This window comes from Nocardia callitridis, assembly GCF_039543305.1.
Taxonomy (GTDB): Bacteria; Actinomycetota; Actinomycetes; order Mycobacteriales; family Mycobacteriaceae; genus Nocardia; species Nocardia callitridis.
On record NZ_BAABJM010000006.1, the window covers coordinates 193,032 to 219,591 of the forward strand.

The 26,560-nt window shown below is 64.8% G+C and carries 26 protein-coding genes; 6 read left to right on the plus strand and 20 right to left on the minus strand.

Annotation, left to right across the window (positions count from 1 at the left end; all coding sequences use genetic code 11):
* Entirely contained in the window at positions 1–1,941 is a 1,941-nt protein-coding gene (locus ABEA50_RS25330; protein WP_345498487.1) for a YhgE/Pip domain-containing protein, read from the plus strand.
* 115 nt (positions 1,942–2,056) lie between these two features.
* On the opposite strand, the gene ABEA50_RS25335 is transcribed toward ABEA50_RS25330, so the two are convergent.
* The 10 genes from ABEA50_RS25335 to ABEA50_RS25380 form a co-directional block, all read right to left on the minus strand.
* Complete coding sequence (locus ABEA50_RS25335) at positions 2,057–3,781, minus strand: DUF3556 domain-containing protein (RefSeq protein WP_345498488.1); 1,725 nt, start codon at positions 3,779–3,781, stop codon at positions 2,057–2,059.
* 84 nt (positions 3,782–3,865) lie between these two features.
* Positions 3,866–4,468, minus strand: a complete 603-nt coding sequence (locus ABEA50_RS25340) for a hypothetical protein (protein WP_345498489.1) — start codon at positions 4,466–4,468, stop codon at positions 3,866–3,868.
* Positions 4,469–4,488: 20 nt separating this feature from the next.
* A complete protein-coding gene (locus tag ABEA50_RS25345; protein ID WP_345498490.1) occupies positions 4,489–5,445 on the minus strand; it encodes an MlaD family protein in 957 nt (318 codons plus the stop codon).
* Complete coding sequence (locus ABEA50_RS25350; protein WP_345498491.1) at positions 5,442–6,533, minus strand: MlaD family protein; 1,092 nt, start codon at positions 6,531–6,533, stop codon at positions 5,442–5,444. Before ABEA50_RS25350 ends, ABEA50_RS25345 begins: the two co-directional genes overlap by 4 nt.
* Positions 6,530–7,621 (minus strand): MlaD family protein, encoded by a 1,092-nt coding sequence (locus ABEA50_RS25355; RefSeq protein ID WP_345498492.1) that lies wholly within the window; start codon positions 7,619–7,621, stop codon positions 6,530–6,532. Before ABEA50_RS25355 ends, ABEA50_RS25350 begins: the two co-directional genes overlap by 4 nt.
* A complete protein-coding gene (locus ABEA50_RS25360) occupies positions 7,621–8,667 on the minus strand; it encodes an MlaD family protein (RefSeq protein ID WP_345498494.1) in 1,047 nt (348 codons plus the stop codon). Before ABEA50_RS25360 ends, ABEA50_RS25355 begins: the two co-directional genes overlap by 1 nt.
* The gene (locus ABEA50_RS25365; RefSeq protein ID WP_345498495.1) at positions 8,655–9,659 is read right to left on the minus strand and encodes an MlaD family protein; all 1,005 of its coding nucleotides are present in this window, start codon (positions 9,657–9,659) and stop codon (positions 8,655–8,657) included. The genes ABEA50_RS25360 and ABEA50_RS25365 overlap by 13 nt, the downstream gene beginning before the upstream one ends.
* On the minus strand, positions 9,659–10,714 hold the full coding sequence (locus ABEA50_RS25370) for an MlaD family protein (protein ID WP_345498496.1): 1,056 nt from the start codon (positions 10,712–10,714) through the stop codon (positions 9,659–9,661). Before ABEA50_RS25370 ends, ABEA50_RS25365 begins: the two co-directional genes overlap by 1 nt.
* A 4-nt stretch (positions 10,715–10,718) precedes the next feature.
* Positions 10,719–11,582 (minus strand): ABC transporter permease, encoded by an 864-nt coding sequence (locus ABEA50_RS25375; protein ID WP_345498497.1) that lies wholly within the window; start codon positions 11,580–11,582, stop codon positions 10,719–10,721.
* Positions 11,582–12,439, minus strand: a complete 858-nt coding sequence (locus ABEA50_RS25380) for an MlaE family ABC transporter permease (RefSeq protein ID WP_345498498.1) — start codon at positions 12,437–12,439, stop codon at positions 11,582–11,584. The genes ABEA50_RS25375 and ABEA50_RS25380 overlap by 1 nt, the downstream gene beginning before the upstream one ends.
* Before the next feature lie 441 nt (positions 12,440–12,880).
* On the opposite strand from ABEA50_RS25380, the gene ABEA50_RS25385 reads away from it, so the two are divergent.
* On the plus strand, positions 12,881–14,416 hold the full coding sequence (locus ABEA50_RS25385; RefSeq protein ID WP_345498499.1) for an aldehyde dehydrogenase family protein: 1,536 nt from the start codon (positions 12,881–12,883) through the stop codon (positions 14,414–14,416).
* 20 nt (positions 14,417–14,436) lie between these two features.
* The gene (locus ABEA50_RS25390; protein WP_345498500.1) at positions 14,437–15,336 is read left to right on the plus strand and encodes an SDR family NAD(P)-dependent oxidoreductase; all 900 of its coding nucleotides are present in this window, start codon (positions 14,437–14,439) and stop codon (positions 15,334–15,336) included.
* Positions 15,337–15,411: 75 nt separating this feature from the next.
* Here the strand turns inward: ABEA50_RS25390 and ABEA50_RS25395 are convergent, their stop codons facing one another.
* The gene (locus tag ABEA50_RS25395) at positions 15,412–16,494 is read right to left on the minus strand and encodes an NAD(P)H-dependent amine dehydrogenase family protein (RefSeq protein WP_345498501.1); all 1,083 of its coding nucleotides are present in this window, start codon (positions 16,492–16,494) and stop codon (positions 15,412–15,414) included.
* A gap of 131 nt (positions 16,495–16,625) precedes the next feature.
* Here ABEA50_RS25395 and ABEA50_RS25400 point away from each other — a divergent pair, with 131 nt between their 5' ends.
* Positions 16,626–17,366 carry a glucose 1-dehydrogenase gene (locus tag ABEA50_RS25400; RefSeq protein WP_345498503.1) on the plus strand — a complete coding sequence of 247 codons (741 nt, stop codon included), beginning with the start codon at positions 16,626–16,628 and terminating at the stop codon, positions 17,364–17,366.
* Between the two features lie 6 nt (positions 17,367–17,372).
* Here ABEA50_RS25400 and ABEA50_RS25405 read toward each other — a convergent pair whose 3' ends face one another.
* Both ABEA50_RS25405 and ABEA50_RS25410 read right to left on the minus strand, forming a co-directional pair.
* Entirely contained in the window at positions 17,373–18,158 is a 786-nt protein-coding gene (locus ABEA50_RS25405; RefSeq protein WP_345498504.1) for an enoyl-CoA hydratase/isomerase family protein, read from the minus strand.
* 16 nt (positions 18,159–18,174) lie between these two features.
* Entirely contained in the window at positions 18,175–18,756 is a 582-nt protein-coding gene (locus ABEA50_RS25410; protein ID WP_345498506.1) for a TetR/AcrR family transcriptional regulator, read from the minus strand.
* Positions 18,757–18,914: 158 nt separating this feature from the next.
* Between ABEA50_RS25410 and ABEA50_RS25415 the strand changes: the two genes are divergently transcribed.
* Entirely contained in the window at positions 18,915–20,042 is a 1,128-nt protein-coding gene (locus tag ABEA50_RS25415) for an NDMA-dependent alcohol dehydrogenase (RefSeq protein ID WP_345498508.1), read from the plus strand.
* Positions 20,043–20,099: 57 nt separating this feature from the next.
* On the opposite strand, the gene ABEA50_RS25420 is transcribed toward ABEA50_RS25415, so the two are convergent.
* The 6 genes from ABEA50_RS25420 to ABEA50_RS25440 all read right to left on the minus strand — a co-directional run bounded on the left by ABEA50_RS25420 (position 20,100) and on the right by ABEA50_RS25440 (position 24,812).
* A complete protein-coding gene (locus ABEA50_RS25420; RefSeq protein ID WP_345498510.1) occupies positions 20,100–20,816 on the minus strand; it encodes an ESX secretion-associated protein EspG in 717 nt (238 codons plus the stop codon).
* On the minus strand, positions 20,813–22,243 hold the full coding sequence (locus ABEA50_RS25425; protein ID WP_345498511.1) for a WXG100 family type VII secretion target: 1,431 nt from the start codon (positions 22,241–22,243) through the stop codon (positions 20,813–20,815). Before ABEA50_RS25425 ends, ABEA50_RS25420 begins: the two co-directional genes overlap by 4 nt.
* 4 nt (positions 22,244–22,247) lie before the next feature.
* Complete coding sequence (locus ABEA50_RS31050) at positions 22,248–22,922, minus strand: DUF3558 domain-containing protein (RefSeq protein WP_425577711.1); 675 nt, start codon at positions 22,920–22,922, stop codon at positions 22,248–22,250.
* On the minus strand, positions 22,864–23,229 hold the full coding sequence (locus ABEA50_RS25430; protein WP_345498512.1) for a hypothetical protein: 366 nt from the start codon (positions 23,227–23,229) through the stop codon (positions 22,864–22,866). Before ABEA50_RS25430 ends, ABEA50_RS31050 begins: the two co-directional genes overlap by 59 nt.
* 471 nt (positions 23,230–23,700) lie before the next feature.
* The gene (locus ABEA50_RS25435) at positions 23,701–23,925 is read right to left on the minus strand and encodes a DUF397 domain-containing protein (protein WP_345498513.1); all 225 of its coding nucleotides are present in this window, start codon (positions 23,923–23,925) and stop codon (positions 23,701–23,703) included.
* Positions 23,922–24,812 carry a helix-turn-helix domain-containing protein gene (locus ABEA50_RS25440; protein WP_345498515.1) on the minus strand — a complete coding sequence of 297 codons (891 nt, stop codon included), beginning with the start codon at positions 24,810–24,812 and terminating at the stop codon, positions 23,922–23,924. The genes ABEA50_RS25435 and ABEA50_RS25440 overlap by 4 nt, the downstream gene beginning before the upstream one ends.
* 987 nt (positions 24,813–25,799) lie before the next feature.
* On the opposite strand from ABEA50_RS25440, the gene ABEA50_RS25445 reads away from it, so the two are divergent.
* Positions 25,800–26,027 (plus strand): hypothetical protein, encoded by a 228-nt coding sequence (locus tag ABEA50_RS25445; protein WP_345498517.1) that lies wholly within the window; start codon positions 25,800–25,802, stop codon positions 26,025–26,027.
* Positions 26,028–26,053: 26 nt separating this feature from the next.
* Here the strand turns inward: ABEA50_RS25445 and ABEA50_RS25450 are convergent, their stop codons facing one another.
* Complete coding sequence (locus ABEA50_RS25450) at positions 26,054–26,509, minus strand: MarR family winged helix-turn-helix transcriptional regulator (protein ID WP_345498519.1); 456 nt, start codon at positions 26,507–26,509, stop codon at positions 26,054–26,056.
* Positions 26,510–26,560 lie beyond the last annotated feature (51 nt).

Sequence of the window (26,560 nt, forward strand, 5' to 3'; positions counted from 1 at the left end):
ATGACGTCACTACGCCTGGCACTGCTGGAGTTTCGCCGCTTCCGAACGCCCCTGCGTCGACTGGTGCCGGTCGCGTTGGCGATGATCCCGTTGCTGTACGGGTCGTTGTATCTCTGGTCGAACTGGGATCCTTACGGGCGCACCGACCAGATCCCGGTCGCCGTGGTCAACGAGGATCAGTCGACGGTGGCCAGTAATCAGGTCGTCGACGCCGGAGCGCAATTCACGCAGCAACTGAAGGCTTCGGGTGCCTTCGAATGGCATTTCGTCGATCAGTCCGAAGCCATGAACGGTTTGCGCGACGGCCGCTATTACTTCACGATCGCGATTCCCGCCGACTTCAGTCGAAAATTGGCGAGCGCGCAGAACCCGATCCCGGAGCGCGCCTCGATGGATATCACCCTCAACGATGCCAACAACTACGTCGTCGGCATTGTCGCGGAGGCCGCGAAAACCGAACTGCAGAGCCAGGTCGACAGTGCCGCGCACGCAGCGTATGCCACCGCGATCTACGGGAATCTGTCGACGGTCAAGCAACAGTTGGAGATCGCCTCGGACGGCGCGCACCGGCTGCTGGACGCCAGTGTGCTCGCGCAACAGGGCAGCGCGGCGATGACGCAGGGGATTTCGGCCGCGCAGGCGGGGACCGGTGCGATCGGCGACGGTGTCGAGCAGTTGGCCGTCGCGAGCGAACAGGCCGATCAGGCGCTCGCCGCGATCACCGCCGCGGGCAGTTCGGCGCTACCGGCGGTCACCGGAACGGTGTCCAACGCGACGGCCGCCGCGGCGCAGGGCCTGAGCCTGGTGCGCGATGCCACCGGGCTGGTGAGCAGAACCGCGACCCAGGGCAGCACCGCGCTCGATCAATTGGTCGCGGCGCATCCGGAACTCGCGCGAGACCCGCTGTTGGACACCTTGCGGCGCAATACGCAGGCGCTCACCGATACCGCGTCGGCGGCGGCGACCTCCGCCGAGGGCGCGCAGGGCTCCGCGCAACAGGCGGCCGACCGTGCCGGTGAACTCCAAGGTCAATCGGGGGCGATCGCCGAGGCGGTCGGCGGTGCGGGTACGCCGTTGCAGGCGCTGACCGCCGCCGCGCGCACGATCGGCGGCGGCACCAATCAGATCACCGCGGGGTTGGCGGCCCTGCAATCCGGTAGTACCACGTTGCGGACCGGTGCCGACCAACTCAACAGTGGCGCGGGCGATCTCACACAGGTCGTGGACGACGCCACCGCGAAGATCCCCGACACCAGCCCGGAGCAGACCGCGCGGGCGGCCGATGTGCTCGGGTCTCCAGTGGGGATCACGACCGACAACCTGAATCCCGCGGGTGTGTACGGGCGTGGTCTTGCCCCGTTTTTCTTCGCGATCGCCCTGTGGGTGGTGGGGCTGCTGGCATACCTGTTCATTCGACCGATCAATCCGCGCGCGCTCGCGGGACGGGTGAGTGCGTGGGTGGTGGCGGTGGCTGGCTGGTTACCTGTCGCGGGCATCGCCGCGGTGGGTGGGTTGCTGCTGTATCTCGTGGTCCAGTTCGGTCTCGGTCTCGACCCGCTGCATCCGGTCGCGGTCGTGGCGCTACTGGTGCTCGCGGCCGCGGCGTTCGTGGCGATCGATCATTTCCTGCGTGTCGCGCTCGGTGCGATCGGTGAGGCATTGTCGTTGGCGCTGTTGATCATTCAGTTGACCGCCTGCGGTGGCCTGTATCCCATCGAGACCACGCCGGCGCCGTTTCGTGCGATCCATCCGCTCATTCCGATGACCTATGTCGTCGACGGGCTACGCGTGGGGATCTCCGGTGGACTCACCGCCAATTTCGTGCGCGACCTCGTGGTACTCGCCGGATTCTTGGTGGTCTTCCTGTCGGCGACCGCGCTGGCCGTGCACCGGCAGCGGGTGTGGACGCTCGACCGTCTGCACCCACAGCTGGAAGTGTGACGGCGGCCGTTCGTCGTGCGTGCGATACCGACGGCACGAACGGCTCATCGAGGTCCAGCGCTCCCCTGTCGACATCGATGGCGTGCGAGAGCGGCCCGCGGGTGGCGGTGCCCGTTCAGGTCGCCGACCACGTGGTCCGTACCGGCAGCGTGTCGTCCCACGGCTGTCGGGTGACCATGTCGGCGACCCGCACGGTCCCGCGCTCGAATTCGCCGGTGGCGGGGTCGATCAGCCGGTAAGCCTGCTGCTGTCGGTGAATCGGCTGCGCGTCGAGCAGGACCACGCGTACCTCACCGGGTGCGAAGTGGCAGCGTTGTTGGAGTGCGTCGATCAATTGTTCATTGGTCATGTGTCCGTCGCCGAAGTTCCAGCCGAGGGCGGTACTGGCGATCCGCTCCCCGTCGGTCAGGGTGTAGTCGGCTTCGTCGCGGTCGGCCAGCGCGCGATGGGCGAGGGTGAACAGGGCACGGCCGTGGGTGTTGAAGGCGCGGAACGCATACCCCATGTACAGCGGAATCTGCGCGGCTTCTTTGTTGCCGTAGAACTTTTCGAGTTGCGCGGCGGGCATGCTGGCGATCGCGACGATGTTCTCGCTGATCTTCGCCGACGCCGCGGGGGTGAGGCACCACAGCGTGGTGTCCCAGTTTCCGGCGTAGTAGCGCATTCCCGGCAGGAAGGCGATCTTGCGGGGAAAGAGATTGCCCGCGATGACTACCGCGGCGACGACGAGCAGCAAGATCACCGGCAGCGGACTGCGTAGCTCGCCAAGCCCCAGCTCGGGATGGCCGAGGAACAGCGCGAAGATCGCGAAGATCATGAACACATTCCATTCCAGCGGCACACCCATCGGGATCGACGACAGGATGCCGAGGTGGAAGCACACCATCACGAACGCGGCGATCGCCAGCGGCCAGCCGTGGGTGCAGAACAAGACCAACGGCACAAGCATCTCGACCGCGGTGCTGAGGTGCGCGAAGACGCGGGACAGTCGTCCTGGTCGCAGGTCGTCGGGAAAGTGTTCGAAGAACCGGCGTTTGATGAACTTCGGCCGGATGACCGGGCTGTTGCTCATCATGGTCGACATAACGAAAGGAAAATGCTTGTTCAGCTTGGAGGTGGCCGCGCCGACCCAGATCACCAGGCACACGAACTTCGCGGCCAGGATCATGTCGGCGCCGGTGAACAGGAACGTGACGGTGAGCGTGGCGTACACCTCGCCGCGCGCGGCCAGGAAGATCACCTTGTCCCGCAGGCCGAGCACGGCCAAAACCGCGAGGATCGCCCAGATTTCCCACCTCGGTAGCACGCCGACGGTGGTGTCGAGTCCTGCGACGGGGCCCGTGCCGTCGGTACCCAACGCGAGGCCAAGCATGATGAGCAGCGCCGCGTAGAGCACGGCGTCGAAAGGTGTGCGAGTGGTGCCGCTGGTCAACGGCACCCGGTTCGGCCACGGTGGCAGCCGAATGGTTTTGGGCCGCAACCAGTACAGAATCGAGCCGAGCGGCGGCATGAACCGATTGTTCAATGGGCCGAAGCCACAGCCGAGCCCGACGACTTCGAACAGCATCGTGTAGAGCACGACCTTCTGAAACACGATCGGCTCGTCGTACCAGGTGGCCACGTCGGTAAAGCCGTCGATGCCGGTGGTGGAGAGCACGATCAGCCATGCGCCGAGCAGGTAGAGCGCGATCTTCAGCACGTAGAACAGGTGCAGCAGCACCGGCGTCCCGAAACCTGTCTCGGCCCAATGCCTTGCCATCGGCTCGATCTTCTGCGCACGGGTGCCCTTGCTCCATGTCGCGAAGTCGATGGTCGGCAGCTCTTGCTTCAGCAAGCCCATCACATCACCTCGGTTCGTCGTCGACAGCTTGCCTCGGCCCGGCCGCTTCGGCGTGGGATTCAGCGGATCAGGCTGTCCCCTCGGCTATTTCGTGGGTAGCGCATTCTGCAATCCACCCACGTCGGTGATGTTCCACCCGGTGTTGCGGTCGATGGTCAGGGAGTAGGTCACCGTGGTTTGCGCGCCGTCGGGGGTTTGCGCGCTGGTCGAGTTCACGTTGAGGTAGGCATTCACCTTGTAGATGCCGCCGGATTCGGAGATGACCGCCGCCGACAGCGGCGTGGCCTGCGAGGTCCATTGCAGCGGGAGCAGGATCTGTTCGAGTTGCGGTGCGGTGGCATCGAATTTCGCCGCGAGTTGCGGACTCGTCCCGGCTTTCAGGCGACCGACCCAGCCTTTGACGTCGTGGAAGTCGATGGTCGAGGCGTCGACGGCGTACTTCGTCGCGATATCGGTGGCGTGCTTGTCCTCGGCCGCGCGCGCGTCACGGTCGGCCAGGTCGGCGCGCGCCGAGAAATACAGCCAGCCGAAGACGAGGGCGACGATCACGAGGACGGTGATCGTCACCGTGGTCAGCACCGTCGACAACCGGATCGCCAGGGTGCGCGCGACACGGCGTTCGGGGACCGGGGTCGGCGCGTCCTCGGTGTCGGTCGGGGCGTGCTTCTCGTCTGTCGTTGTGCCCATACTTCTGTCCTCCTGCCGTGCTACTTGACGTTGATCCGGAAGTGCAAGGTGCCCTCGGGATCCACCCCTCGCAGCGCCTGATCGATCAGCGCGCTGATATCGAACGGGGCTGCGTTGCCGACGGATTGGGTCACCACGGGTTGCAACGCGGGTGCCAACGGCGCGACGGCGGGTCCGATCTCGGCGAGAAACCTCGTCAGGTTTCCGAGGAACGGGACGAGCCCGTCGCCGGTGAAATAGTCCTGCACCGGCCGCTTTCCGGAGAGCACCGAGCCCGACTCGACGATCGCGGTCAGGCGGGTACCGAACTCACCGAATTGTGGTCCAGCGGTGGTCAGCGACGGTCCGAGCCACGCCATGTCGGCGCCCATCGCCTGCATGTCGCTGAACAGTTGGCGCAGCGAAGCATTGCGGCTCAGCAGTGTCGCGGCGAGTAGGTCGCTCGAACGCCGCAAGGTCTGCATCGCCGCATCCGTTCCGGTGAGGGCGGTATCGGCGGTGCCGACCAGATTCGCGACGGCGTCGGGATGGATCTTGTCCAGCAGTGCGACGAGGCGGGTCGAGAGCGCGCTGATGGTTGTCGGCGTGCGGATCTGGTCGGTGGCGATGACTTCGCCGTCGCGCAGGTATGGCCCACCATCGGTGGTGGGGGAGAACTCGATGTAGGGCTCGCCGAGCGCCGAGAGCTGCTCGATACGCACAATGCTGGATGCGGGGATCCGGTACCGATCTTCGATGCGGATGCGCACGAGCACACCGTCGGCGATCTTGCGCACCGTCTCCGTTTTGCCGACCTGTGTGCCCTCCAGCAATACCGGCGAATTCGGGCCGAGGCCACCGGAATTGGCGATGTGCATCTCGGCGGTGTGGAACGAGCGCCTCGGATCGACATGCAATACACCGACCGCCATGTAGGCCACACCGAGCACGAGTACCGCGGCAATCGCCGAAAGAGATACTGCCCCACGAAGGTTCATCGCACCGCCCCGATCATCCTGAGAGTGTCGATAATGCGGCCGGTCTGCTCGTCCTGCGCTGGCGGCGGCGTCGGCTGCGCGATGTCGATGCCGACCATATTGATCTTCGGGCCACGTGCGAAGAAGGGGACGAGCTTGTTCTGGATGAGGTCGACCAGCGTGGCGAAATTCGAGGGCGAACCGGTGTCGAGCGGATGGCTGCCGAACAGCATGGGCACCACCGCTCGCAACGCACCGTCGAACGAACCCAGTGCCGGACCGAGCCAGCTGGCGGCTGGACCGACCGGGCCGAGGGAGGTGAGCACGAATACCACCCCGACCTCGGCCTTGATGACGTCGGTGGTGTGCTGCACGCCGTAGGGGGTGAGCAGGGGGTCGAGCGTCGCGGTGTTCTGCGACAACCCGTCGTCGACGGTGGCCTCGATGCCGTTGACCACCGCGCGGATCGACTCCTGGTGTTCGGCGAGGTCGGTCAGGTCCGAGCCGAGCGTCGATGAGATGCGCGCGGTGTCTCGGGGATCGGCGGGGAAGATCCCGTTCGTCGTGCGCACGATGCTCTGGAGATCGGTCACGGCGCCGCTGCCGATGAAGGTGGACAGCTGGGCGAGGATGTCTTCGATCGGTGGTGACTGGGTGGTGTCGGTCAGTGGGATGGTGGCCTCCGGTGCGAGTCGGCCGGGGGCGGGCGTCGTCGGTTCGGTGAGTGCGATGTGGACGTCACCGAGCGGAGTCTCCTGGCGCAGTTCGGCCGTGGTGCCGACCGGCAGCCGCACCGACTCGCGAATGTCGATGTCGGCGACGACGTGTCCGTTGCGTGCGGGCGCGGAGGGCGTCGCCGCGACCGGATCGACCAGGGTGAGGTGGGTGAGTTGGCCGATACGGACGCCGTTGGCGATCACCTTCGCGCCCTGGGGAAGATTGAGCACGTCGGCGAATTCGATCCGTAGGTGATACGTGGGTCCGCTCACCCCGGTTCCCGGCACGGAGATATCGGCGGGTTGCACGTCGCACCCGGCGCAGGCCAGTGCCAGGGTGGCGGCGCACAGTGCGTTGATACCGAAGCGGCGCAGGGGCGCGAAGCGTCTCATCGTCGACTCACCGCCGCGAGGAGTGCGGGAAGGGCGGGGACGGTCGGCGCGCCGTTCGCGTCCTGCCGACACTGTTGCCGGGCAAGTGACTGCAACGCCGCGCACAACACATCCGTATTCTGCTGTGGTAGAGCAAGTTTCGGCGCCGCGTAACCGATAGTGAAACGCCCGGTGGTGGGGTCGACCGCATCGGCGAAACCGGTCGCGATGGCCGGTGTCATCCGGATGACGTCGGCGAGCGTGCCGACTCCCGCCGCGAGCAGTTGGGGGAGGTTCGCGATGGTATCGAGTTCGCGGAGTGCGGGGGAACCTATCATCATGATCACGTCGTTGACCTGCGGCAGAAATTCGACGAGTGCGGTCACGATATCGGCGACGGGCGGGAACGCCAGGGTGTTGATGTCGCGGAACGTCTCCGTCAGGTGGGTGACGGTCGTCTCGAGCTCCGGCCAGTTGACGCGGGCTCGGTGCGCGAGGTCGGTGAGTGCGTCGAGCAACTGTCCGATATGGCCGATGGCGGCGTCGGGGGAGGCGAGCGCCTTGCTCAATTGTTGGATCACGGCGTTGATTTCGTCGCCGGTCCCGGCCGTTGCTCGATCGAGGGTGTCGAGTGCGTGCGGTCGGGTGGGGTCGTCGGCGGTGCCGAGTTGATCGGCGAGGGTGGCGAGAGCATCGAAGGTCTGCGAAAGGCTCTTGGGCGTCAGGGTTTTGGTGATACATCGGTCGGGGTCCCAGCCCTGCCCCCGTGGTTGCGCGCCGATGAGCGCCAGGTTCCGGTCCGTGATCAGCGTGTTGCTCACGGTGACGGCGCCGACATCCTGCGGCAGCGTGCGGTCGGCGCGGACGGTGAAGCGGACCCGGGTGGTGGGGCCCCGGGGGTCGATCGCGGTGATCTTGCCGACCTGCACGCCCATGATGGTGACCGCGCTGTCGGTGTACAGCCCGACGCTGTCGGGCAGTTCGGCGCAGTAGCCGCGGGTGGCAGGGGCGGACTTGCTCACCGTCAATCCGATGCCCGCCGCCAGCACAACGACGAGGACGACCGCGGCCGACATCAGCCCGCGTGCGGCGAGAATCTTGCTGAGCATCAACACCCTCCGCCCGGGATCGGTACGCACACACCGGAAATCGTTGCCGCCGACTGGTCGACGTTCACCCCACCGTCCGGTGGTACGAGGGGAAGGAGGCGCTGTTCGAGGGTGTGCAGCGAGTCGAGGAGGGTGCCCATCCGGTCGCCGAGTTTTCGGAGTTCGGGGATGGCGTCGGCGAGCGGCTGAGCCCGCTCGTGCAACCCCTCGTCCCATGCCCGCCCCAGCGGGGTGAGTTCGTGGAGTACCTCGGCCAAGCCGTGCAGTGCCTCGCTGATCTGATCCCGGTTGTTGGCGACGATGGTTTCCATCGTGCCGAGACTGGTGAGCAGTTGCCCGACCACTCGCGCATTGGTTTTCAGCGCGGTGAGATATTCGTCGGCGAGCGAGAGGGTTTTGGAGATGTCCGCGTTCTGCTTGTCCATGATGTCGGTCAGATCGCCGACGGCATGCACCGCGTTGCGCAGGGCGTCGGGACTTCGGTCGAGCGCGGTGGTCAGCGCGGCGAGGTCCTGCTCGACGACGTTGCCGTCGGTGTGCGCGACGGGTGTGATGGCATCCTGAAAGGCCTGAGTCAGGTTGTAGGGCAGGATAACTCGTTGCGGCGGAATGACCGTGGCGCCGAGTGGTTCGGTGCCCGCCGGTTGTAGGGCAAGGTAGTACCCGCCGACGATGGTCAGCATTCGCACGGCGAGTGTGCTCGCGTCGCCGACCGAGACATCGTCGGCGACGGTGAATCGCACGCGCACCCGATCATCGAGCAATGTCAGGGATTTCACCTTGCCCACGGGGATTCCCGCGACCCGGACGTCGTCGCCGACGCGTACCGCACCGGCCTCCGGCATCTCCGCGGTATAGGTATTTTCCCGCGTGGTGCCAACCACGTTCAGCAGGGCGATCGCGGCGATCACCACCAATGCCACGCAGGTCCCCAGCACACCCCAGCGCAGATCCCTGCCGTGTTCACTCGTGCTCGTGACAAGCCCGCGCAGGCGGAAATGAATGTGGCGCAGACGGATTCGCCGCCATTTGGTTACCGGTTGCATAGCGTGATCCTTTGTCCGGCGATCAACATCTCCAGCGGTTGCGGCGCGATCGCCAAGCCGTGCGCGCACGTCATCGCCGCGTCCGGTCCGGTCGGGGGAACCGTCGAGGCCATCGTCTGGATCAGGCTCGGGAGTCGTCCGAGGACCGCGGTGGCCTGGCGGGGGTCGGGCAGCACTCGGTGCAGGAGGGCGTCGAGGTCTCGGTTCTTCTCGCCCGTGACACCGAGGACGTTCAACATGTCACGCAGTGGTCGGAGCACCGGTGGGATTTCCAGCGCGAATTGCACGAGGCCGGGGAGTTCGGCGGTGATGCTGACGAACAGTTCGGTCAGATTGGACATCAGCCGCATCGCGTCGCCCGATTTTCCGGACAGGTGCTCGGTGATCTGCGCGAAATTGCCGATGAGTGTCGAAAGGACCTGTTGGCGATCGGAGGCGTAGCGGCTCAGCGTATCGATGGCGGTGAGCGCGGGGCCGGTAGCCGAACCGTCACCCTGGATCACCGCGAGCATGCTGTCGGCGAATCGATTGATGTCGTCGGCCGACATTTGCGCGAGGACCGGTTGTAGTCCATTGAACAAGGTGGTGATGTCGAACGCGGGAACGGTTTCATCGACGCCGAAAACCGTTGCCGGGTCTCTTCTTTCGCTCGGTTGATCGGGCTGCTCGAGATCGAGGTAGCGGAAGCCGGTGAGGTTCTGATAGCGCACGGCGACTTTGCTGTTCGCGAACAGCGGGTGGTCGCGGGATACCGTGAAACGCACCCGTGCGAGCGCGCCGTCCAATTCGACCTCGCGCACCTTGCCGACCTGAACGCCGAACAGACGCACGTCGTCGCCGAGGCGCAGTCCGTTCGCGTCGGTGAACATCGCCGTGTAGGTGTCGGTCGATCCGCTGACCGGTCGCTCGATCAAGCGGAAGATCCCGACGAGCGCCAGCGCCATCACGACGATCGCGGCGGCGATGCGCAGCAGTAATGAGCGAGTCGACATCAACGCCCTCCCGTCGGGGGTGGCGCGATGCTGGCCGACAGCGGCGCCGCTAGGCCGGGGACGAAACCCAATTCGACGCGCGTGTCGAGCACCGGACCCGAAGGGGAGTCGTGAAATGCCGCGTCGAGTCGCGTCAGGAGTTCGGTCAGTTGTTCTCCCGATCGTGCGGGCGTGCGCACCGACCCGGCCAGTTGGTCGAGAATCGTGCTGGCGATGGGGATGAATCCGGCGAAATGCTGTCGGGATGTGGTGAGTGTCTGGGTGAGGACCGGCAGTAGTTGGTACCGCACGCTGTCGAACATCTCGACGAAGCGCGTGAGATTCTCCTCGGACTCGAGTTGCTTGTTCGTGAGGTCCGCGTGCAGCAGGTCGAGTGCGCCGTCGAGCATCGACGAGACCCCCGTCAACGCCGAACCCCATTGGGTGAGTAGGTAGGACGGGGGGAGCTGTTGGGTTTCGGTGAAGGCGCGGGTCGTGGTGCCGATCGCTTGGAGCAGCGGGGTGAACGCCTTGATGTCACGTGACATTGTCTTCAGTAGCTCGGCGAGCGTCGGAGTCAGCACGTTGTCGGTGAGCTGACCGGTCGATCGGAGCAGTCGCGCGAGGGTGGCGTCGCGGACGCGGTCGGCGTCGGGTCCGCTCAGGTCGACCATCGCGCCATCGGCGAGCGTCGTCCCGCCGTCGCCGTAGTTCAGTTGCAGCGCGGAGATGCCGAACAGATTTCCCGGCACGTAGTCGACGGTCAGGGCGCTCGTCAGGCCGAAAAGCTGGGAACGCGACAGCGTGAGGTCGATGCGTTGGCGCCCTTGGCCTTCGAGGTCGACGCCGCTGATCGAACCGACTTCGACGCCGTCGAGTCGGACATCGGTGCCGACCCCGATACCCTCGCCCACGTGGTCGGTGACGAGAGCGACGCGGATCTGGTCGGCCGGTGTGGAATCCGGGATGACGCGCCATGCGAGGAGTATCGCCAGCGTGAGGAGGACGGCGCCGATGCCGAATATCCGGGCGCGTACCGGTCCGACTTCGGTCCCTGGCAGGGCATAGGCTGGCACGGCGTCACCCCGTAAACGTGATGGGGGACTGGAATCCCCAGAGAACGATGGTGGCGAGCATGTCGAGCGCGATGATCGAGACCAGGCTGGCGCGGATGGCGCGGCCGGAGGCGATGCCGACGCCTTCGGGGCCGCCGGTGGCGAAAAAGCCTTGGTAGCAATGGATCAGGACGACGGCGAGCGCGAAGACCATCACCTTGATCGTCGCCGCGACGACATCCCAGCCCAGCACGAATTGGTCGAAGTAGTGGTTGTAGGTTCCGGCCGGTGTGCCGTGGATGGTCGTCACGATCAGCTCGCACGACAGGTAGCTGAGGATCAGCGCGACTACGAATGCCGGTGCCACGGCGATGATTCCGGCGATGACGCGGGTGGTGACCACGAACGGCACCGACCGCACGCCCAGCGATTCGAGCGCGTCGATCTCCTCGGAGATGCGCATGGAGCCGATCTCGGCGGTCATCCGGCATCCGGCTTGTGCCGCGAATCCGACGCCCGCGGCGATCGGCGCGAGTTCGCGGGTGACGCCGAACGCGGAGATCAGCCCGCTGAGTTGACCGATGGACAGCAGATTGAGCGCGCTGTAGGCCTCGATGCCGATGGACGCACCCATCGCCGCACCCATCAACAGCATCAGCGGCACCACTCCGCCGCCGATGATCACCGATCCACGGCCCCAGGTCATGTCGGTGATCACCGCGATCGTCTGGCGCCGGTAGTGCACGAGGGTGTAGGGCAGTGACGACACGACCTGCCAGCCGAATCCGAGGACGAAGCCGATCGATTCGAACGGCCCGAGCGGGTGCACGCGTCGGCGTATGCGGTTGATCCACCGGAGGCCGAGCGGCGTATACGGCGTCGCGGTCATCAGGCCATCCTGACCGGGAAGAACATCGTGACCACCTGGGTAATCGCCGTGTTGAGTACGGTGACCGTGGCAACGGACATGACCACGGCGGCGTTGACGCCGTCGGCGACACCGCGTGGGCCGCCGCGTGCTTCCAGCCCGCGTTGGCAGGCGATGACGACCACGAGAAACCCGAAGATCATTGCCTTGATCAGGGATACCCAGATGTCGAGCGAGGTGGTGAAGGCACCGAACGACTCCCAGTAACTGCCGGGCGTCACGTCAAGGGCGGTTACGGCGACCGCGAAGCCGGAGCCGATCCCGACCATGATGATCAGGATGTTGAGTAGCGGCGCGACCAGCATCATCGCCACGATGCGCGGCACGACCAGGCGCTGCACCGGATCGATGCCCATGACGCGCATGGCGTCGACCTCTTCGCGGACGGTTTGCGCGCCCAGGTCGGAGGCGATCGCGGCCGAGCCGGCGCCGCCGAGCATCAGTGCGGTGGCCATCGGGGCGCCCTGCTTGATGACGCCGAGCCCGCCTGCGGCGCCGATCATCGAATCGGCGCCGAGTTCGGACACGATATTGCCGACCTGGGTGGAGACGATGACGCCGAACGGAATCGCCATCAACACGCTCGGTATGGCGGTCACCTTGATGAGAAACCATGCCTGAGTGAGGGTTTCGTTCGTACGAAACCGTCCGCGCAGGACATCGGTGCCGCCGATGAGGACCGCGCTCGACCCCATCCGCAGCGCCCTGCCGAGCGTGGCGAGGCTCGACAGCACCGTGTCGGCGAAGTTTTGACGCAGTACCGCCCCGGCGTGGGGATTTTTGTCCTCGGGGCGCATGTCCAGTTCAGTGGTCGACATCGAACCTCCGCATGTCCGCCGAGCTGTTGCGGCGAACGTACCATATGACCTGGACCACATTCCAGACACTAGTCCAGAAAAATGCCCTACTCGATATCGTCCGGGATCGAACCAGTGTGCGCCTGAATGGTTTCGCTTGGTGGTGAACTTGGAATATCGATCGAATCGGCGCATCGACACCGCTGACCGGGTTGTCGAATCCGTGGTCACAGCGCTGCGGCGCGCGAAAAGCATTGCCGCCCCCCTGTTGATCTGTTACCGTTCAGACACTTGTCCAGATGTCTGTCCGGCAGTGCTGGCGGTGGGTACCGCAGCGACGAGTTCGCTTGTCGCTCAACGCCGGTATTCGCTCAGCCGAATGTTTGCGGGTCAGCCGTGCCGTGCGTGCGGCTGGTCGCCGATCGGCATCGACAGCGTGCGTATCCAGCTGAGGAGATCGACATGGCGATCGTGCAAGCATTGCCGCCCACGGCCGACGGCCGCCGCCGACTCGGATTGAGCAGTCCCGCGCACGGCGGCGCGGTCGGCGAGATAGCGGTGAGTACCCCGCAAGATGTCACCGCGGCCGTCGCCGCCGCCCGTGCCGCGCAGCGCGAGTGGGCGACGCGATCGCCGCGTGAGCGTGCCGCGATCCTCCGTGGCGCGATCGAGATACTGATCGCCAGGCAAGACGAAGTCGTCGAGACCATTCGGGCCGAGACCGGGAAGCCACGCATCGAGGCGCTGACAATCGAAGTCCTGCCGTCGTGCGATTTCCTCAACTACTGGAGTGCCAGGGCCCCAAAGGATCTCGCGGACAAGAAAGAACGCCTGCACGGCTACCTGCGCCCGATGAAGAAGCTGCTGATGCACTACCGGCCGCTGGGTGTCGTCGGCGTGATCACACCCTGGAACGCGCCGTTCGTGTTATCGATGAACCCGGTGGTGCAGGCGCTGCTCGCGGGTAATGCGGTGTTGCTCAAACCGTCGGAAGTCACGCCGCACGCGGGTGCGTGGGTGGTGCGGATCCTGCACGAAGCTGGGGTGCCCGAGGAGGTGTTGCAGCTGGTCCACGGCGACGGTGAGACCGGTGCGGCCCTCGTCGCCGCCGATGTCGACAAGATCTCGTTCACCGGCAGCGTCGCCACCGGCAAGAAGATCGCGCAAGCCTGTGCGCGACGGCTGATTCCGTGCACGCTGGAACTCGGCGGCAAGGACGCGATGATCGTGTGCGCCGACGCGGACGTCGAGCGGGCCGCCGAGGGGGCGGTGTACCTGTCGATGTTCAACAGTGGCCAGGTCTGCCTGAGTGTCGAGCGGATCTACGTCGTGGACAGTGTCGCCGACGAGTTCATCCGGTTGGTTCAGGAGAAAGCGCGGTCGTTGACCTACGGCGCCGAGGGCAAAGACGTGGGGCCGTTGTTCTGGGACCGGCAGCTCGACATCGTCACTCGCCAGGTCGAAGACGCGAAAAGTCGCGGCGCGACATTGCTGGTCGGCGGCGGGTCCGAAACCGCGAGCGGCTTGTTCTTCGCGCCGACGGTCGCGGTCGATGTCACCCACGACATGGAGCTGATGCGCGAGGAGACCTTCGGCCCGGTTGCGGCGATCGCGCGGGTCGCCGACGAGGAAGAAGCCATCCGGTTGGCCAACGACTCGCCCTACGGGCTCGGCGGCAGCGTCTTCACCAAAGACAAAGCCAAGGCCGTTCGCATCGCCAAGCGACTCGATACCGGCTCGGTCGTGCACAACGACGCCGCCGTGATCTACGGCGTTCCCGAGGCGCCGTTCGGCGGCCGCAAACTCAGTGGCCTCGGTCAGGTGAACGGCCGCGACGCGTTGCGCGGATTCACCCACGCCCAGCCGATCCTGCTCGACCGGTGGCAACTGAGCACCGAACGCAACTGGTATCCGTACACCGAGAAGTCCGTGCGGACAATCGAAGCCACGCTGAAATACGGTTTCGGCACCGCGCTCGCGCGTCGGCTGATGCGGTAATCGACGCGGAGGAGCGCACGATGAATGCACGAGCATTGTGGGGACGCGGCGCGGTCGTGGTCGGCGCCAGCAGGGGGATCGGTTTCGCCGTCGCCGCGCTGCTGGCCGAGCAGGGCGCGGGGGTGGTGATCAACGGTCGCGACGAAGACGCTGTCGAACGGGCGGTCAGGTCGGTGACGCGGTCGGGCAATCGCGCGGTCGGTGTTGCGGGATCCGCGGCCGACGAGGCCATCGCGACCACCCTGATCACCGAATGCGTCGACAAATTCGGGGCGATCGACATCCTGGTCAATTGCGCTGGCACTGCCGAACCCGCCGCCTCGTCGATTCTGGATGTCACACCGTGGGATTGGCGCGCGCTGCTGGATTCGCATCTCACCACCGTGTTCAATACCTGTCGCGTCGCCGCACCGAAGATGGTCGAACAGGGGCGCGGTGCCATCGTGAACACCGGCTCCTTCGCCTCGCTCGGAAACTACGGCGGGACCGGCTATCCGGCGGGCAAGGGCGCGGTGACCAGCCTGACGTTGGCGATTGCCGCCGAATTGAAGGAGCACGGTGTGCGGGCGAATGTGGTGTGCCCCGGCGCGAAGACCCGACTCTCCTCCGGATTCGCCTACGAGGCAAAGATTCTCGAACTCTATCGACGGGAAATGCTGGACGAGATGACGATGCGCGGTTCGTTGGACGCGCCGCCCGCGGAGTACGTCGCGCCGCTCTATCAGTTCCTGGCCAGCGACCTCGCCGCGGATATCACCGGCGAGATCTACGTGGCGGCAGGGGGATTCGTCGGCCACTTCGCTCGTCAGACACCCACGGTCGTGGGCTACCGGGATCATCAGGACGCGTCGCCGTGGACGGCGGCCGAGCTAGGTCAACTCGTCGCCGACCGTAAGACGGGACGCTCGAAAGCCGGATAGCGGCGGGGACCGCACATCGTTCATCGCAGCGAGTTGGTGGATCGCGGGCGGCGGTCAGGCGGCGCAAGCGGATTCTCAGCGTTGTCCGACGTCGTAGAGGCCGTCGCCGGTGATCAGTGGCAGGTCCAGGGTGGTCCTGATACCGGGTGCCGCGGCAACGACCGCGGGAATCGCGTTCACGATGCGACCCGCGGCGGCGACGATGGCCGCATGGTTGTGGTCGCCACGGTCACTGCTCGGGCAGATGTCCACGACATAGGAAGGCTCGCCGACGATTTCGACGCGGTAGGAGCCACCCGGTTGCGCGGGCTGTGCCCAGTCCGGACGCAGGTCCGGCTGCAAGCGGGTGACGTGCTCGATGACGATGGCAGCCCGTCCTCCGACCATGGCGTTGATCTCGAAGCGTAGCGCGCTCACCCCGCCGACGGGGACGTGTCCGGAGGCGATATCGAAAGCCTCGGTGGCGGTTTCGCGTTCATAGCTCTCGGTGATCTCGTCGACCGTGATGCCCAATCCCGCGGCGAGTTCGCGGATCGCCGAGCCCCACGCGATGCTCAGGACGCCCGGCTGGAGCAGGAGGGGGATCTCGTCGAGCGGCCGACCGAACCCCATCACCTCGTACATGACGGTGGTGCCGTCATAGCTGGCGTAGTCGGCGATCTCCATGCAGCGCACCTGCTCGATCCGCTGACAGGTGCTCGCCAGCGCGAACGGGAGCAGGTCGTTGACAAATCCGGGATCGACTCCGTTGATGAAGACACTCGAATTCCCTTGCCGCGCGGCATCTTCGATTCGCGCGAGGTACTTCTCCGGCAGCACCTGCCACGGGTACATCAGCACGCCGGGTGCGGTGCCGACCACATTGATCCCCGCCGCCAGGATTCGGCGGCAGTCCTCGAATGCGGCGGGCATCCGGTTGTCGCCCATCGCGCAATAGACCACGCAGTCGGGGCGGGTGGCCAGGACGGCGTCCAGGTCATCGGTGGCGTGGATACCCGTCGAAACATCCAGTCCGGCAAGCGCACCGGCGTCTGTGCCGACTTTGGTCGGGGTGGAGACGCACACGCCGGTCAATTCGAAACGGGGGTCGGAGACGAGCTGGTTCAAGGCCAGTCGGCCGACATTTCCTGTGCCGATGTGGGCCACACGGATTGGCATAGATATCTCCTGGCGAAAGGGCGGCCTGCTGCGCCACGTCGTCGTTACCGTAACAGCCGCGAGCGGAAATATGAACACCATTATGGACAAGTGTCTGGAATGTATTTCTGGTTCATGTTACCGTCGTCGTCATGGGACGCGTTGACGGAAAAGTGGCACTCATCAGCGGGGGAGCGCAGGGGATGGGGGCCGCGCACGCGCGGCTGCTCGTCGCCGAGGGTGCGAAGGTGGTGATCGGCGATATCCTCGACGAGGCGGGCCGAGCGCTGGCCGACGAACTCGGCACCGCAGCGACTTTCGTGCACCTCGACGTCACCGATCCCGAGTTGTGGACCGCCGCGGTCGAGACCGCGACACGCGAATACGGTGCGCTGAACGTGCTGGTGAACAACGCGGGCATCATCAACGGTGCCCCGCTACAGCGGTTCAGTCTGGCGAAGTGGAATCAGATCATCGAGGTGAACCTCACCGGCACCTTCCTCGGTATGCGGGTGGCGGTGGAGCCGATGATCGCCGCGGGTGGTGGCTCGATCATCAATGTGTCCTCGATCGAGGGTCTGCGCGGCGCACCGTGGGCGCACGGATATGTGGCCTCGAAGTGGGCGGTGCGCGGCCTCGCGAAATCGGCGGCATTGGAATTGGCGCAGCACAACATTCGGGTCAATTCGATTCACCCCGGCTTGATCCGCACGCCGATGACCGAGAACATTCCCGACGACCTGGTGACCATTCCGCTGGGGCGTCCCGCTGAGCCGAAGGAAGTCGCCACGTTCGTGCTCTTTCTGGCCAGTGACGAGTCCGCCTACTCCACCGGCTCCGAATTCATCGTGGACGGCGGACTCGTTACGGCGGTGCCGCACAAAGCCGGGTAGCCGCGCTCACCACCCCGGCGGCAGATTCGTGAAGTCGGCAGCGCGCCCTTCGGCGAATGCGGCGAGGGCTTCGGCATTGGCCGGTCCGCCCATCAGGTCGACGAAGCAGGCATTTTCGCGCCCCCGTGCGGCGGCGATCTCGGGGCGTAGGTGTTCGGTCATGGTCTTCTTCACCGCTACGAGACTCGAGATCGGTTGGGCAGCAAGCTGTTCGGCGTGGGATCTGGCCGTGGGTAGTAGCTCTTCGGGCTCGGCGACGGCGAACACCAACCCCATGTCCAGCGCCTGCTCGGCACTGATCCACTGCGCGGACATCAGCATCCACGCGGCGTTCTGCCGACCGACCAGCCGGGGGAACAGATACGACGATGCCGCCTCCGGTGCGACACCGAGGCTGGTGAACGGACATTTCAGCCGGGCGGTCGCGGACATGAACGCCAGGTCCGCGAAGCCGAGGATGGTCGCGCCCAAGCCCAGGCCGAGTCCGTTGACCGCGCACACGAAGGGCTTGGGAAATTCGACGAGCGCGTCGAGCAGGCCGAGGAAGCCGAATTCGCCAGGGGTGAAGTCGGTTCCGGCGACGCGCTGCGCCATCTCGTTGAGGTCGGTACCCGCGGAGAACGCGCGCCCGTTGCCGGTGAGCAGCACGACCGCGACGTCGGGATCGTCGGCGGCCGCGCGCAGTGCGCGGGCGGTGGCGTCGTACAGCTCTTCGTTGAAGGCGTTGAGGGCCTCGGGGCGGTCGAGCGTGAGCTCGCGTACTCGATTGTTGTCCGCGCTGCGCAGCACCATGGTGTTCCCGCCTGTTCTAGTTCTCGCCCAACAACAGGCGCGCCACCGAGGTCAAGCGCTCTGCCATCTGCTCGTAGGTGGAGTAGTTCATGCCCGCCTGGATCATCGCGCCACTCACCGCGATGTTCAGTGCGTCAAGCACTTTCGGTGTGCAGTTCGTTCCCGCCGCCTGCGCGAGGCGGTCCGACATCGCCATGCCGATATGGCTGCGAATGCGGCCGACGTCGGGATCGCGACTGAGCACCGCGGCCGACGCCGCCACGGTCAGCTCCGGTTCCGCCGCCATGATCGCGCCCAGTTCGGTGAATACGCCGGACAGGCGCTCGATCGGCGTTGTCCCGGTCACCGGCTGCTGGCACCACTGGTCGATTCGGCGTCGATACGCCTCGGCGACCAGGTGTTGCTTGGCGGAGAAGTAGCCGTAGGCGGTCGCGTGGGTGAGTCCGGCGCGGCGGCAGACATCGCGCATCGAGAGCTGGTCGTACCCCTGCTCGCGCAGCGCTTCCTGGCACGCGTCGAGCAGGCGATCCGCCGTTTCCTGCGAACGTCCGGCGAGCGATCTTCGGCCGGGGCCAACGGTTTCCGTCACTTCCGCCATGTGGTTTACAGTAGACTTTACACGTGTAAAACTCAATTCGGCTCGCTGGCGCGGAGACCATTGCTGACCCGCGTTCGGCCGGATGGACCCAGTGCCGCCGAGGCATAGCCGCGCGGTTTCGGATCTCGACGTGCACCACGACGAAAGCAAGGCGGACGATGAAGACCAAAGGCGCGCTCATCTGGGAATTCGATCAACCGTGGTCGATCGAGGACATCGACATCGGCGACCCGCGCAAGAACGAGGTCAAGATCCAGGTGGAAGCGGCCGGGATGTGCCACTCCGACCACCATCTCGTCACCGGCGGCATCCCGATGATGGGCTTTCCGGTCCTCGGCGGGCACGAGGGCGCGGGCGTGGTCATCGAAACCGGGCCTGGCGTCGAGGATCTCGCGGTCGGCGACCACGTGGTGCTCTCGTTCATCCCGTCCTGCGGTAAATGTCCTTCCTGCCAGGCTGGGCTACGCAACCTGTGTGACCTCGGCGCGCTGCTGCTGGCGGGGACCTCGGTCACCGACGGGTCGCATCGCGTGCAGGCCGGTGGCAAGGACGTCTTCCCGATGACACTGCTCGGTACCTTCTCGCCGTACATGGTCGTGCACCAGAGTTCGGTGGTGAAGATCGATCCCTCGATTCCCTTCGAGGTGGCCTGCCTGGTCGGCTGCGGTGTGACCACCGGCTACGGCTCCGCGACGCGGACGGCGGATATCCGCCCCGGCGAGGATGTCGCGATCATCGGCGTCGGCGGTGTCGGTATATCCGCGTTGCAGGGTGCCGTGCTCGCGGGTGCCAGATACATCTTCGCCGTCGACCCGGTGGCGTGGAAACGCGAGCAGGCGTTGAAGTTCGGTGCGACGCACGTCTACGAGACCATCGAGGAAGCCACCGCGGGCGCCGCCGAAATCACGCGGGGCGGCATGGCGAAAAAGGTCATCGTCACCGTCGGGCAGGCACGTGGCGAAGACGTCGACACCTGGCTCGGCATCACCGCCAAGGCGGGGACGTGCGTGGTAACGGCCATGGGTAGTCTCACCGACAATCAGGCCACACTGAACCTGTCGATGCTGTCGCTGCTACAGAAGAACCTGCAGGGCACCATCTTCGGCGGCGGCAACCCGCACTACGACATCCCGCACCTGCTGTCGATGTATCAGGCGGGAAAACTCAATCTCGACGACATGGTCACCAGGCAGTACCGGCTCGATCAGATCAACGACGGGTACCGAGACATGCTGGAGGGGCGCAATATTCGCGGTGTCATCCGGTTCACCGACGCCGACCGGTAGCGTCTCGGGGCCGGGTCGTCGTCGGGCCGTTGTTTCGGATGCCCGAAAGCGGGGGCGTCAGTATGTGGGCTCCATAATTTGGGTTATGGCCTGGCGGAGGCCGTCCGGGGCGCAGGGGGAGAGGTGAAAGTCGTCGTAGCGGCGTTGGTACAGGTAACGGCCGTCGTCTTCCACGTCGAACCAGGAGAGGTAGCGGCCGGAAGCCGGGCGTGGCTCGTGGCGCCCATGCAGGATTTCGAGATGACCGTGGCCGGTGCGTGGCGCGGCCAGCAGTTGGCGCATGCGGTCGGCGAGGCGTGATCGGTCATGATTTCGGGTCTGAAACTCGCTCGGTTGTTGCAGTCGCGCATAGGTTTCGACCATTTCCTGCGTTCGGCCCGCCTGGCATTGGCCTGCGACGGCCGCACAGATCTTGGCCACCAGCGCGGGGGACCCGACCTCGATCACGACATTGGCGCCGAACGCGGGGTCCGGTCCTGGGCGTTGCACCAGGGTGACGCCGATATTGCCGGTCACCGCGCCGTACACGCGGAGCGGGCGTTTACGTTCGCCAACCAGCACCAGCGCCGCCTCCGGGTTGGCCGCCGTGCGGAGGACGGGCAGTAGGTCCGGATCTCGCAGCACCGGAATACGTTCATCGATGTTTCGTTCGATCGCTTCCCATTCGCCGCGCCATCGCACCGAGGCGAGCAGGCTCAGCGGTGCCGGATACCGGTCGGACCCGATCTTCCCCCAGATATAGATGAACTCGTCGGGAGTGAACTCCCATTTCATCGGGTACGTTCACCTCTATTGTCGTGGCGTCCCGATCCCTCAGCGGCCCAACCATCTTCGGCCGGTCGGTCATCCGCGCCGAGCACCGGCGGCACGGTGGGTTCGTTCGGGCCGATCAGTTCTTCGCCGTTCGCCTGATTGATCAACCAGTCGGGAGTCTTGTGCTGCGAATCCTCGTCCTTCTTTCCACCACCGCCAGCCCCGCCGTGCGGCATCATGCCGCCCGGCGCTCCGCCCTTGCCGGGTGCACCCGGGCGCACGGCTTGGTTGGGTGTTGTCGTCGGAACACCGAGAGGCGCAAAAGATTTGGGAGCCGCCGGGGCGTGGTTCGTGCCGGGCGCCCCCGGTGATGTGGGTGCGCCGGGGCCTGGGACTCCCGGCCCCGGCTGCGGGGAACCGAGCTGTGGTGCGCCAGGGGTGCGGCCGGAGGGATCGGTGGCACCTGCCGCAGTGGTCTGGTTCGGTGTTTCGCCCGTCGGTGCGGAATCAGATTGCTGGGCTGGCTGATTCGCCGGTGCGCCAGTGGAATCGTCGGCGGGCTGACCGCCGGGCGCTTGTTCGGGATCGTTCGCACCGCCCGGCGCCGGCTGCTCTTCGGCCGCACCCTCGGGACTCGAAGCATTCCCCGAAGTCGTTCCAGGACTGCCCGGTTGCGGTCCGCCGGAATTCTCGCCCACCGGGGTAGGCGGAACGAACGTCGGCACACCCTGCCCCGCCGGTTCGTAATTAGGGATGTAATCATTACGCATCGCCCACACGGCAGTCTGATACGCCTCCTGCTCAGCCGCCGATTGCCCGGTCATCACCAGGGGACTCGCCGCACCAGCGGGACTCGGCGCGGTCGCCTTCGGCGGAACAGGCGGAACGGTGTTTTTCACGACCTGCGCCGCGTCCGCGACCGCTTCGATACGCGAGGCCACCGACTGAAACGCGTTGTGCATGCCGGTTACCTGCTTGTGAAAGGTATCCATGGCCCCGAGTACCGAGTCCGCCGCCGCCCCTTCCCAGCCGTGCTGAACCGTCTGGCGAACCTTGCTGTTCAGACCCATCATGTTGCCGAGCAGGGCATCTGCTGTATTTTTCCAGTCCCTCGCGTACTGCGTAAGGACGCCAGGCAGCATGGCCTGGGCGTGTTCGTAGATCTCTTGATGCGGAATGCCCGCGAATTCCTCCATCTGGGTGATGTACGCCGGGTCTTGCCCGTCGACGTGATCTGCCGCTTGCTGTGCGAAACGTTGCGCTGCCCGCGCCGCATCCCGCTTCTCCTGAAGTTTCGGATCGTTCGCTGGGTTGCCAGGGTTCAGGATGCGGGGGAGGAGGGAAGGTACGCCAGGGTCCGAGGGCGTGCCAGGGCTGGGGGAGTTGTCCGGTATCGGAGTGATGCCGGGGATCAGCGGCGTGCCGGGAACAGTGTTATCGTCGCCCATTGTCTTAGTTTTCCTTGCCGACAGACGGTTCTAATATGGCGGCGGTGTCAACGATATTGTCACATGAGTCAACGGTTTCTGGCCCGCGGTTTAGGGTAATTCCAAAGTAACCAGCTCTTGTTTGGATATCCACTGAACATGTGGAGTCGGATTTTCGAGTAAACAATGCTTCCCGACCGTTAACAGATATTCTCTCGGTCTTTCCGGAATATTTTTTCTCGACCTCCTCGAGGGAAATATTCGACGACTCAATTGCGAGTCGTACGCCTCGATCAGAATCGAAATCGCAAGTCAGGTAGGTGTATTCGGCCACTCTATCTTTGCCTCTTTTGCGAGTGGCAGGATCGAAACCAGCTTCCTGCACGTCATGGTCGCTTATCCATGTGCAGGCGTCGAATACCACGCGTGGACGTCCTTGTGCGTCGGTGTATTCGTTGTCTTGCGGTGGGGGCTGCAACTTCGATGCTGTCAGTGTCGGCCTCGGGGCTGGTGCTGTCGAACTCGATAGTGCTGGAGTTGAGTTGGATGTTTCCGGTGGCGCTGAGTTGTCGGAGCATGCCGCAACAGCTGCGGCAGCTATGGAGACCGCGACGAGGCTGATGGTCCTTCGTTTTGTCATTTCAGGCATCATCCCTACTGATTTCCTGTATCGCTGCTGCATTTGCAGCATCGGCATCATCGAGTAATCCACCCGCTCGCAAAATCGCAGCCTTCATTCGGAGTGCCGCTTCACCAGTTGCCTCCAATGCAGCCACGGCCTGGTCTGCCTTGGCGGCGAACCCACCCTGTAGTTGTTGAGCGGAGTCGAACCCACCGAATCCATCTGCACGACTGAGACGGGCAGTCTCTTCTCGTCGCTCGTGGATCATCCCCACGAACCAGTCGAAGTGCGCAGCGCACTCCCGCGCCGCACCCTCATCGAGCCGAAATTGTCCGCTGTCGGCAGCCTGCCAAAGCTGGACTGCCGTACCGTGACCGATGTCCATGGTCACCCCTCCCTGCCGTGTACTGGCTCTACCTTACTTCGACGCATCCTCTGCGCGTTCGGTTCCCCCTCGCCACTGCCGATGGTGAGAGTCGTCCGTGTGGGTGCTGAGCCTTGAAACGGTCGCGAGAGAGGTGGTGGGTAGTCCGCTGGGGGTGGTGCTGTGTGCCTGGGACCGCCGAAGGCGTTTGTGCTGGCGGGTTCGTGGGGTGTTCGAGACCCAGTGTTTTGCGGGTAGTCGTGGTGTAGAAGGCCGCGGTTGGCCGGCCTCCGACGAACCATGCCCGATCCCGCGTGTCGAGGCGACGTTACAGATTATTCGGCAGAGCACAGCTTTCAATGTGCAACAGTGTATTTCGGGGATTTCGGCATTGGATCGAACAGGCAGTGCGCTCTCGGTCGCGGACGGCGTATCGGCAGTTCGACCATGTGAGGAGCCCCGCCGCACCTCGGTGAAGTGGTGGGGCGGGGGCTACTCGGCTGCCACTCGATGAAGGGCTAACTCGCCGTTCTGGATTCCGGCGGTGAACGATTCCCACGCGTTGGATGCGAAGCGTAGTGCGGGGCCGGTTGGATTCTTCGAGTCACGGATGCCTATCGTGGCGTCGTCGAGGAATGCGACCTCTACGCATTCCAGATTTCCTGAGCTGTGGGAACTCTTGTGCCACCGCGTGTTTGCAGGGACGTGATCGTTCATTGGTGTGGGTCCTTTCGTGCTACCTGTCGGATCAGGTTTCTGCTGGCTGTGTGATCGAGTGCGGCGCACTGGATTTCGGCCATTGCCTTACGAAACAGAGAAAGGTCGGCTTCTTCTTCGAGGTATATCGCGCCGGTATAAGTCTCGGTGTACACGAGGGACGAACTGGTTGTGGTATTCATGCCGGGTTCGAAGTCGAGAACGAAGAAGGGGCCGACCGGTGTTCCGGTGGGGAATCCCGCTTTGAAGGGCAGGATTTGGACGGTGAGGTTCGGTTGTGTGCTCAGGTCGGCGAGGCGTCGAAGCTGAGCGGACATGATCGCATCGTTTCCGACGCGTGTGTGCAGGACCGATTCGTGCAGTACCAGATCGGCGGTGAGGGGATTCCGCTTGCGCGTGATGTTGCGTTGCCGTCGCAGTTTCAGCTCAGCCCGCCTGTCTTGTTCTTCCGCGGACTCGGTCGGGAAGAAGATCCGGTCGAGCGTGCGGGAATAGTCGCTCGTCTGGAACAGGCCAGGAACCACGTCCGGCCGGAAAATCTGCATCGAGTGTGCTTCGGTTTCCAACCGCATGTACACGTCGAAGTTCGAGCGGATGAGGTCGTTGTACGAGTTGTACCAGGTCTTTTCGGCTACCTGACGGGCGAGTTCGATCATTACGGCGACCTGGTCGTCTTCGATGTCGAGGATGCTTCCCAATTCGACGAGGTCACGGTCGAGGACCTTGCCCGGCTCGCCGCGTTCGAGTCGCGAGTATCTGCTGTGGCTCCACTGCATGGCCGCCGCCACCTGTGACTGGGGGAGCGTGGTGTTCTCTTCGCGTTGTCTGCGAATGAAACGGCCCAGCTGGCGGCGCGGCAGTGAGGCGCGTGAAACATCGTGGGGCACGTCGACTCCTTTTCGGACTCTCTTCTCGGATGCTCGCAATGGCACCGTTTCGTTCCCGAAATGGCACCGATGGTGGGGTTTTTCCGCACTTTTTTCGACGGTCTCGTGATGGCACTGTCACGCGACGCCGTCGATGGTCTGCTTGGTCCGGCGGGGCGGTGAGTGGACCGGGCGCCAACCTACGAACAGATCTACCACAACACACAGACAGATGAGCGGGGGCTATTCCGTTGAACGACATAATGTTTGGTGACACGCCGGTAAGTAGATGCCGATTCTATCGGCGGGTCTGCGACCTACCCGCCACCCTCGTCCCGCAGTATCCGGGGCGAATTGTCATGCGCGCCAGCCATGTGTGGGCTTTGACTATGCCGGACCGGCTCGGTATCGACGTGAAAGCGTATATGGGGCATGGTGATACGGGAGTCGGCCCGATTATTTCACACCCTCGATCGCGGCGCTGGACCTTTCTGATCAGGGCGGATCTACCCGATGAGATGAGCTTGTTTTCGGAGATGTTTCGGCGCGACGTTTCCATCGTCGGCTCCGGCGCGACGATCGCCCTGCCCTCGCCCACCGATGACGACGGCGAATTCCGGCGGTGGATCGAACCGCCCCGGTGCATATTTCGACCGTCGGGGCTGGTGGTGGTCGGGGCGATTCGCGCGTGCGTGGCCCATGGGGGAGGCAGGCCGTGGGGGAGAACTCGTGTCTGATCGCACGTCAACCGCATCCGCCGAGCAGGCAAGGATCACGCTGTCGCAGTGTGGCGTGGCGGTACTCGAGCACGGCACGGGGATGGCGACGGCCGTCTCGTGTCCCGCGCGCTGTGGTTTCGGGTTGGTGCCGCTGGTGGCGGGCACCATCATCGAGCACGTCGGGAAAGCGGCGTGGCCGTGCCCGTGGGGTGGTACCCGCGTTGTGGACGATCGGGGCGCAGTTCCGGGCCGAGACCACGGAAGGGTCTGTTTGCCGAGGTGGTGCTCGTTGAGCGCACGCGAAAAGTCGCCGGTGCCCATGGAATCCGACATCCATCTTTGCGTGTTCCTGCGGGGGATGAGGTTCGATTATCTCGCCTGTGCGACGGCGGCGCGCCGGTTCGTCCAGGAGCACGCGAGGCTTGGTTACGTGGACGCGGTCGAAATGCTCCATGATGACGATGACGCCGCGCGATTGCCGCGTCTCCCGTGTGAACGCCTGTTCCTGCTGCCATGAGTTCGGCGCGTGCCACCGCTTCCGGGTCAGTCCGCCGCCATGGTGCCCAGGCGTGCGAGCAAGTCGGCGGATTCGACGAGTTGTGCCGCGTCCTCGGGTGGCATTTCCGCGAGGAGGCCGCGGATTCCGCGCAACCACATGTCGTCGATCAGTTGATTGTTGCGCTCGGCCAGGGCTGTTTCGTGGAGGTGGCACGCGCGGCCGTCCGCGGGATCGGATCGCTTCTCCAGGAGTCCCCGGTCGACGAGGTGGCGCACGGTGGTGCTGACATTGCTGCTCTGGAGGCCGAGAAAGCGCGCGACTTCGGAGATCGTGATACCCGGTCGTCGCACGACCACGCGGAGCACTTCGAGCTCCGATTGCGGCAGTCGCGCCAGGCCCGCCTCGCGCTCGCCGAAGCGGCGCAGCGCCCAGACGAGTGCGCGCGCGGTCTGCGCGAGGTGTTGAGCGTCGGCATCGGTGACGACAGGACGTGTGGACATTTGCGGAGTCTATCGGATAATCTATATCTAAAGTTATATATAGATAAAAGG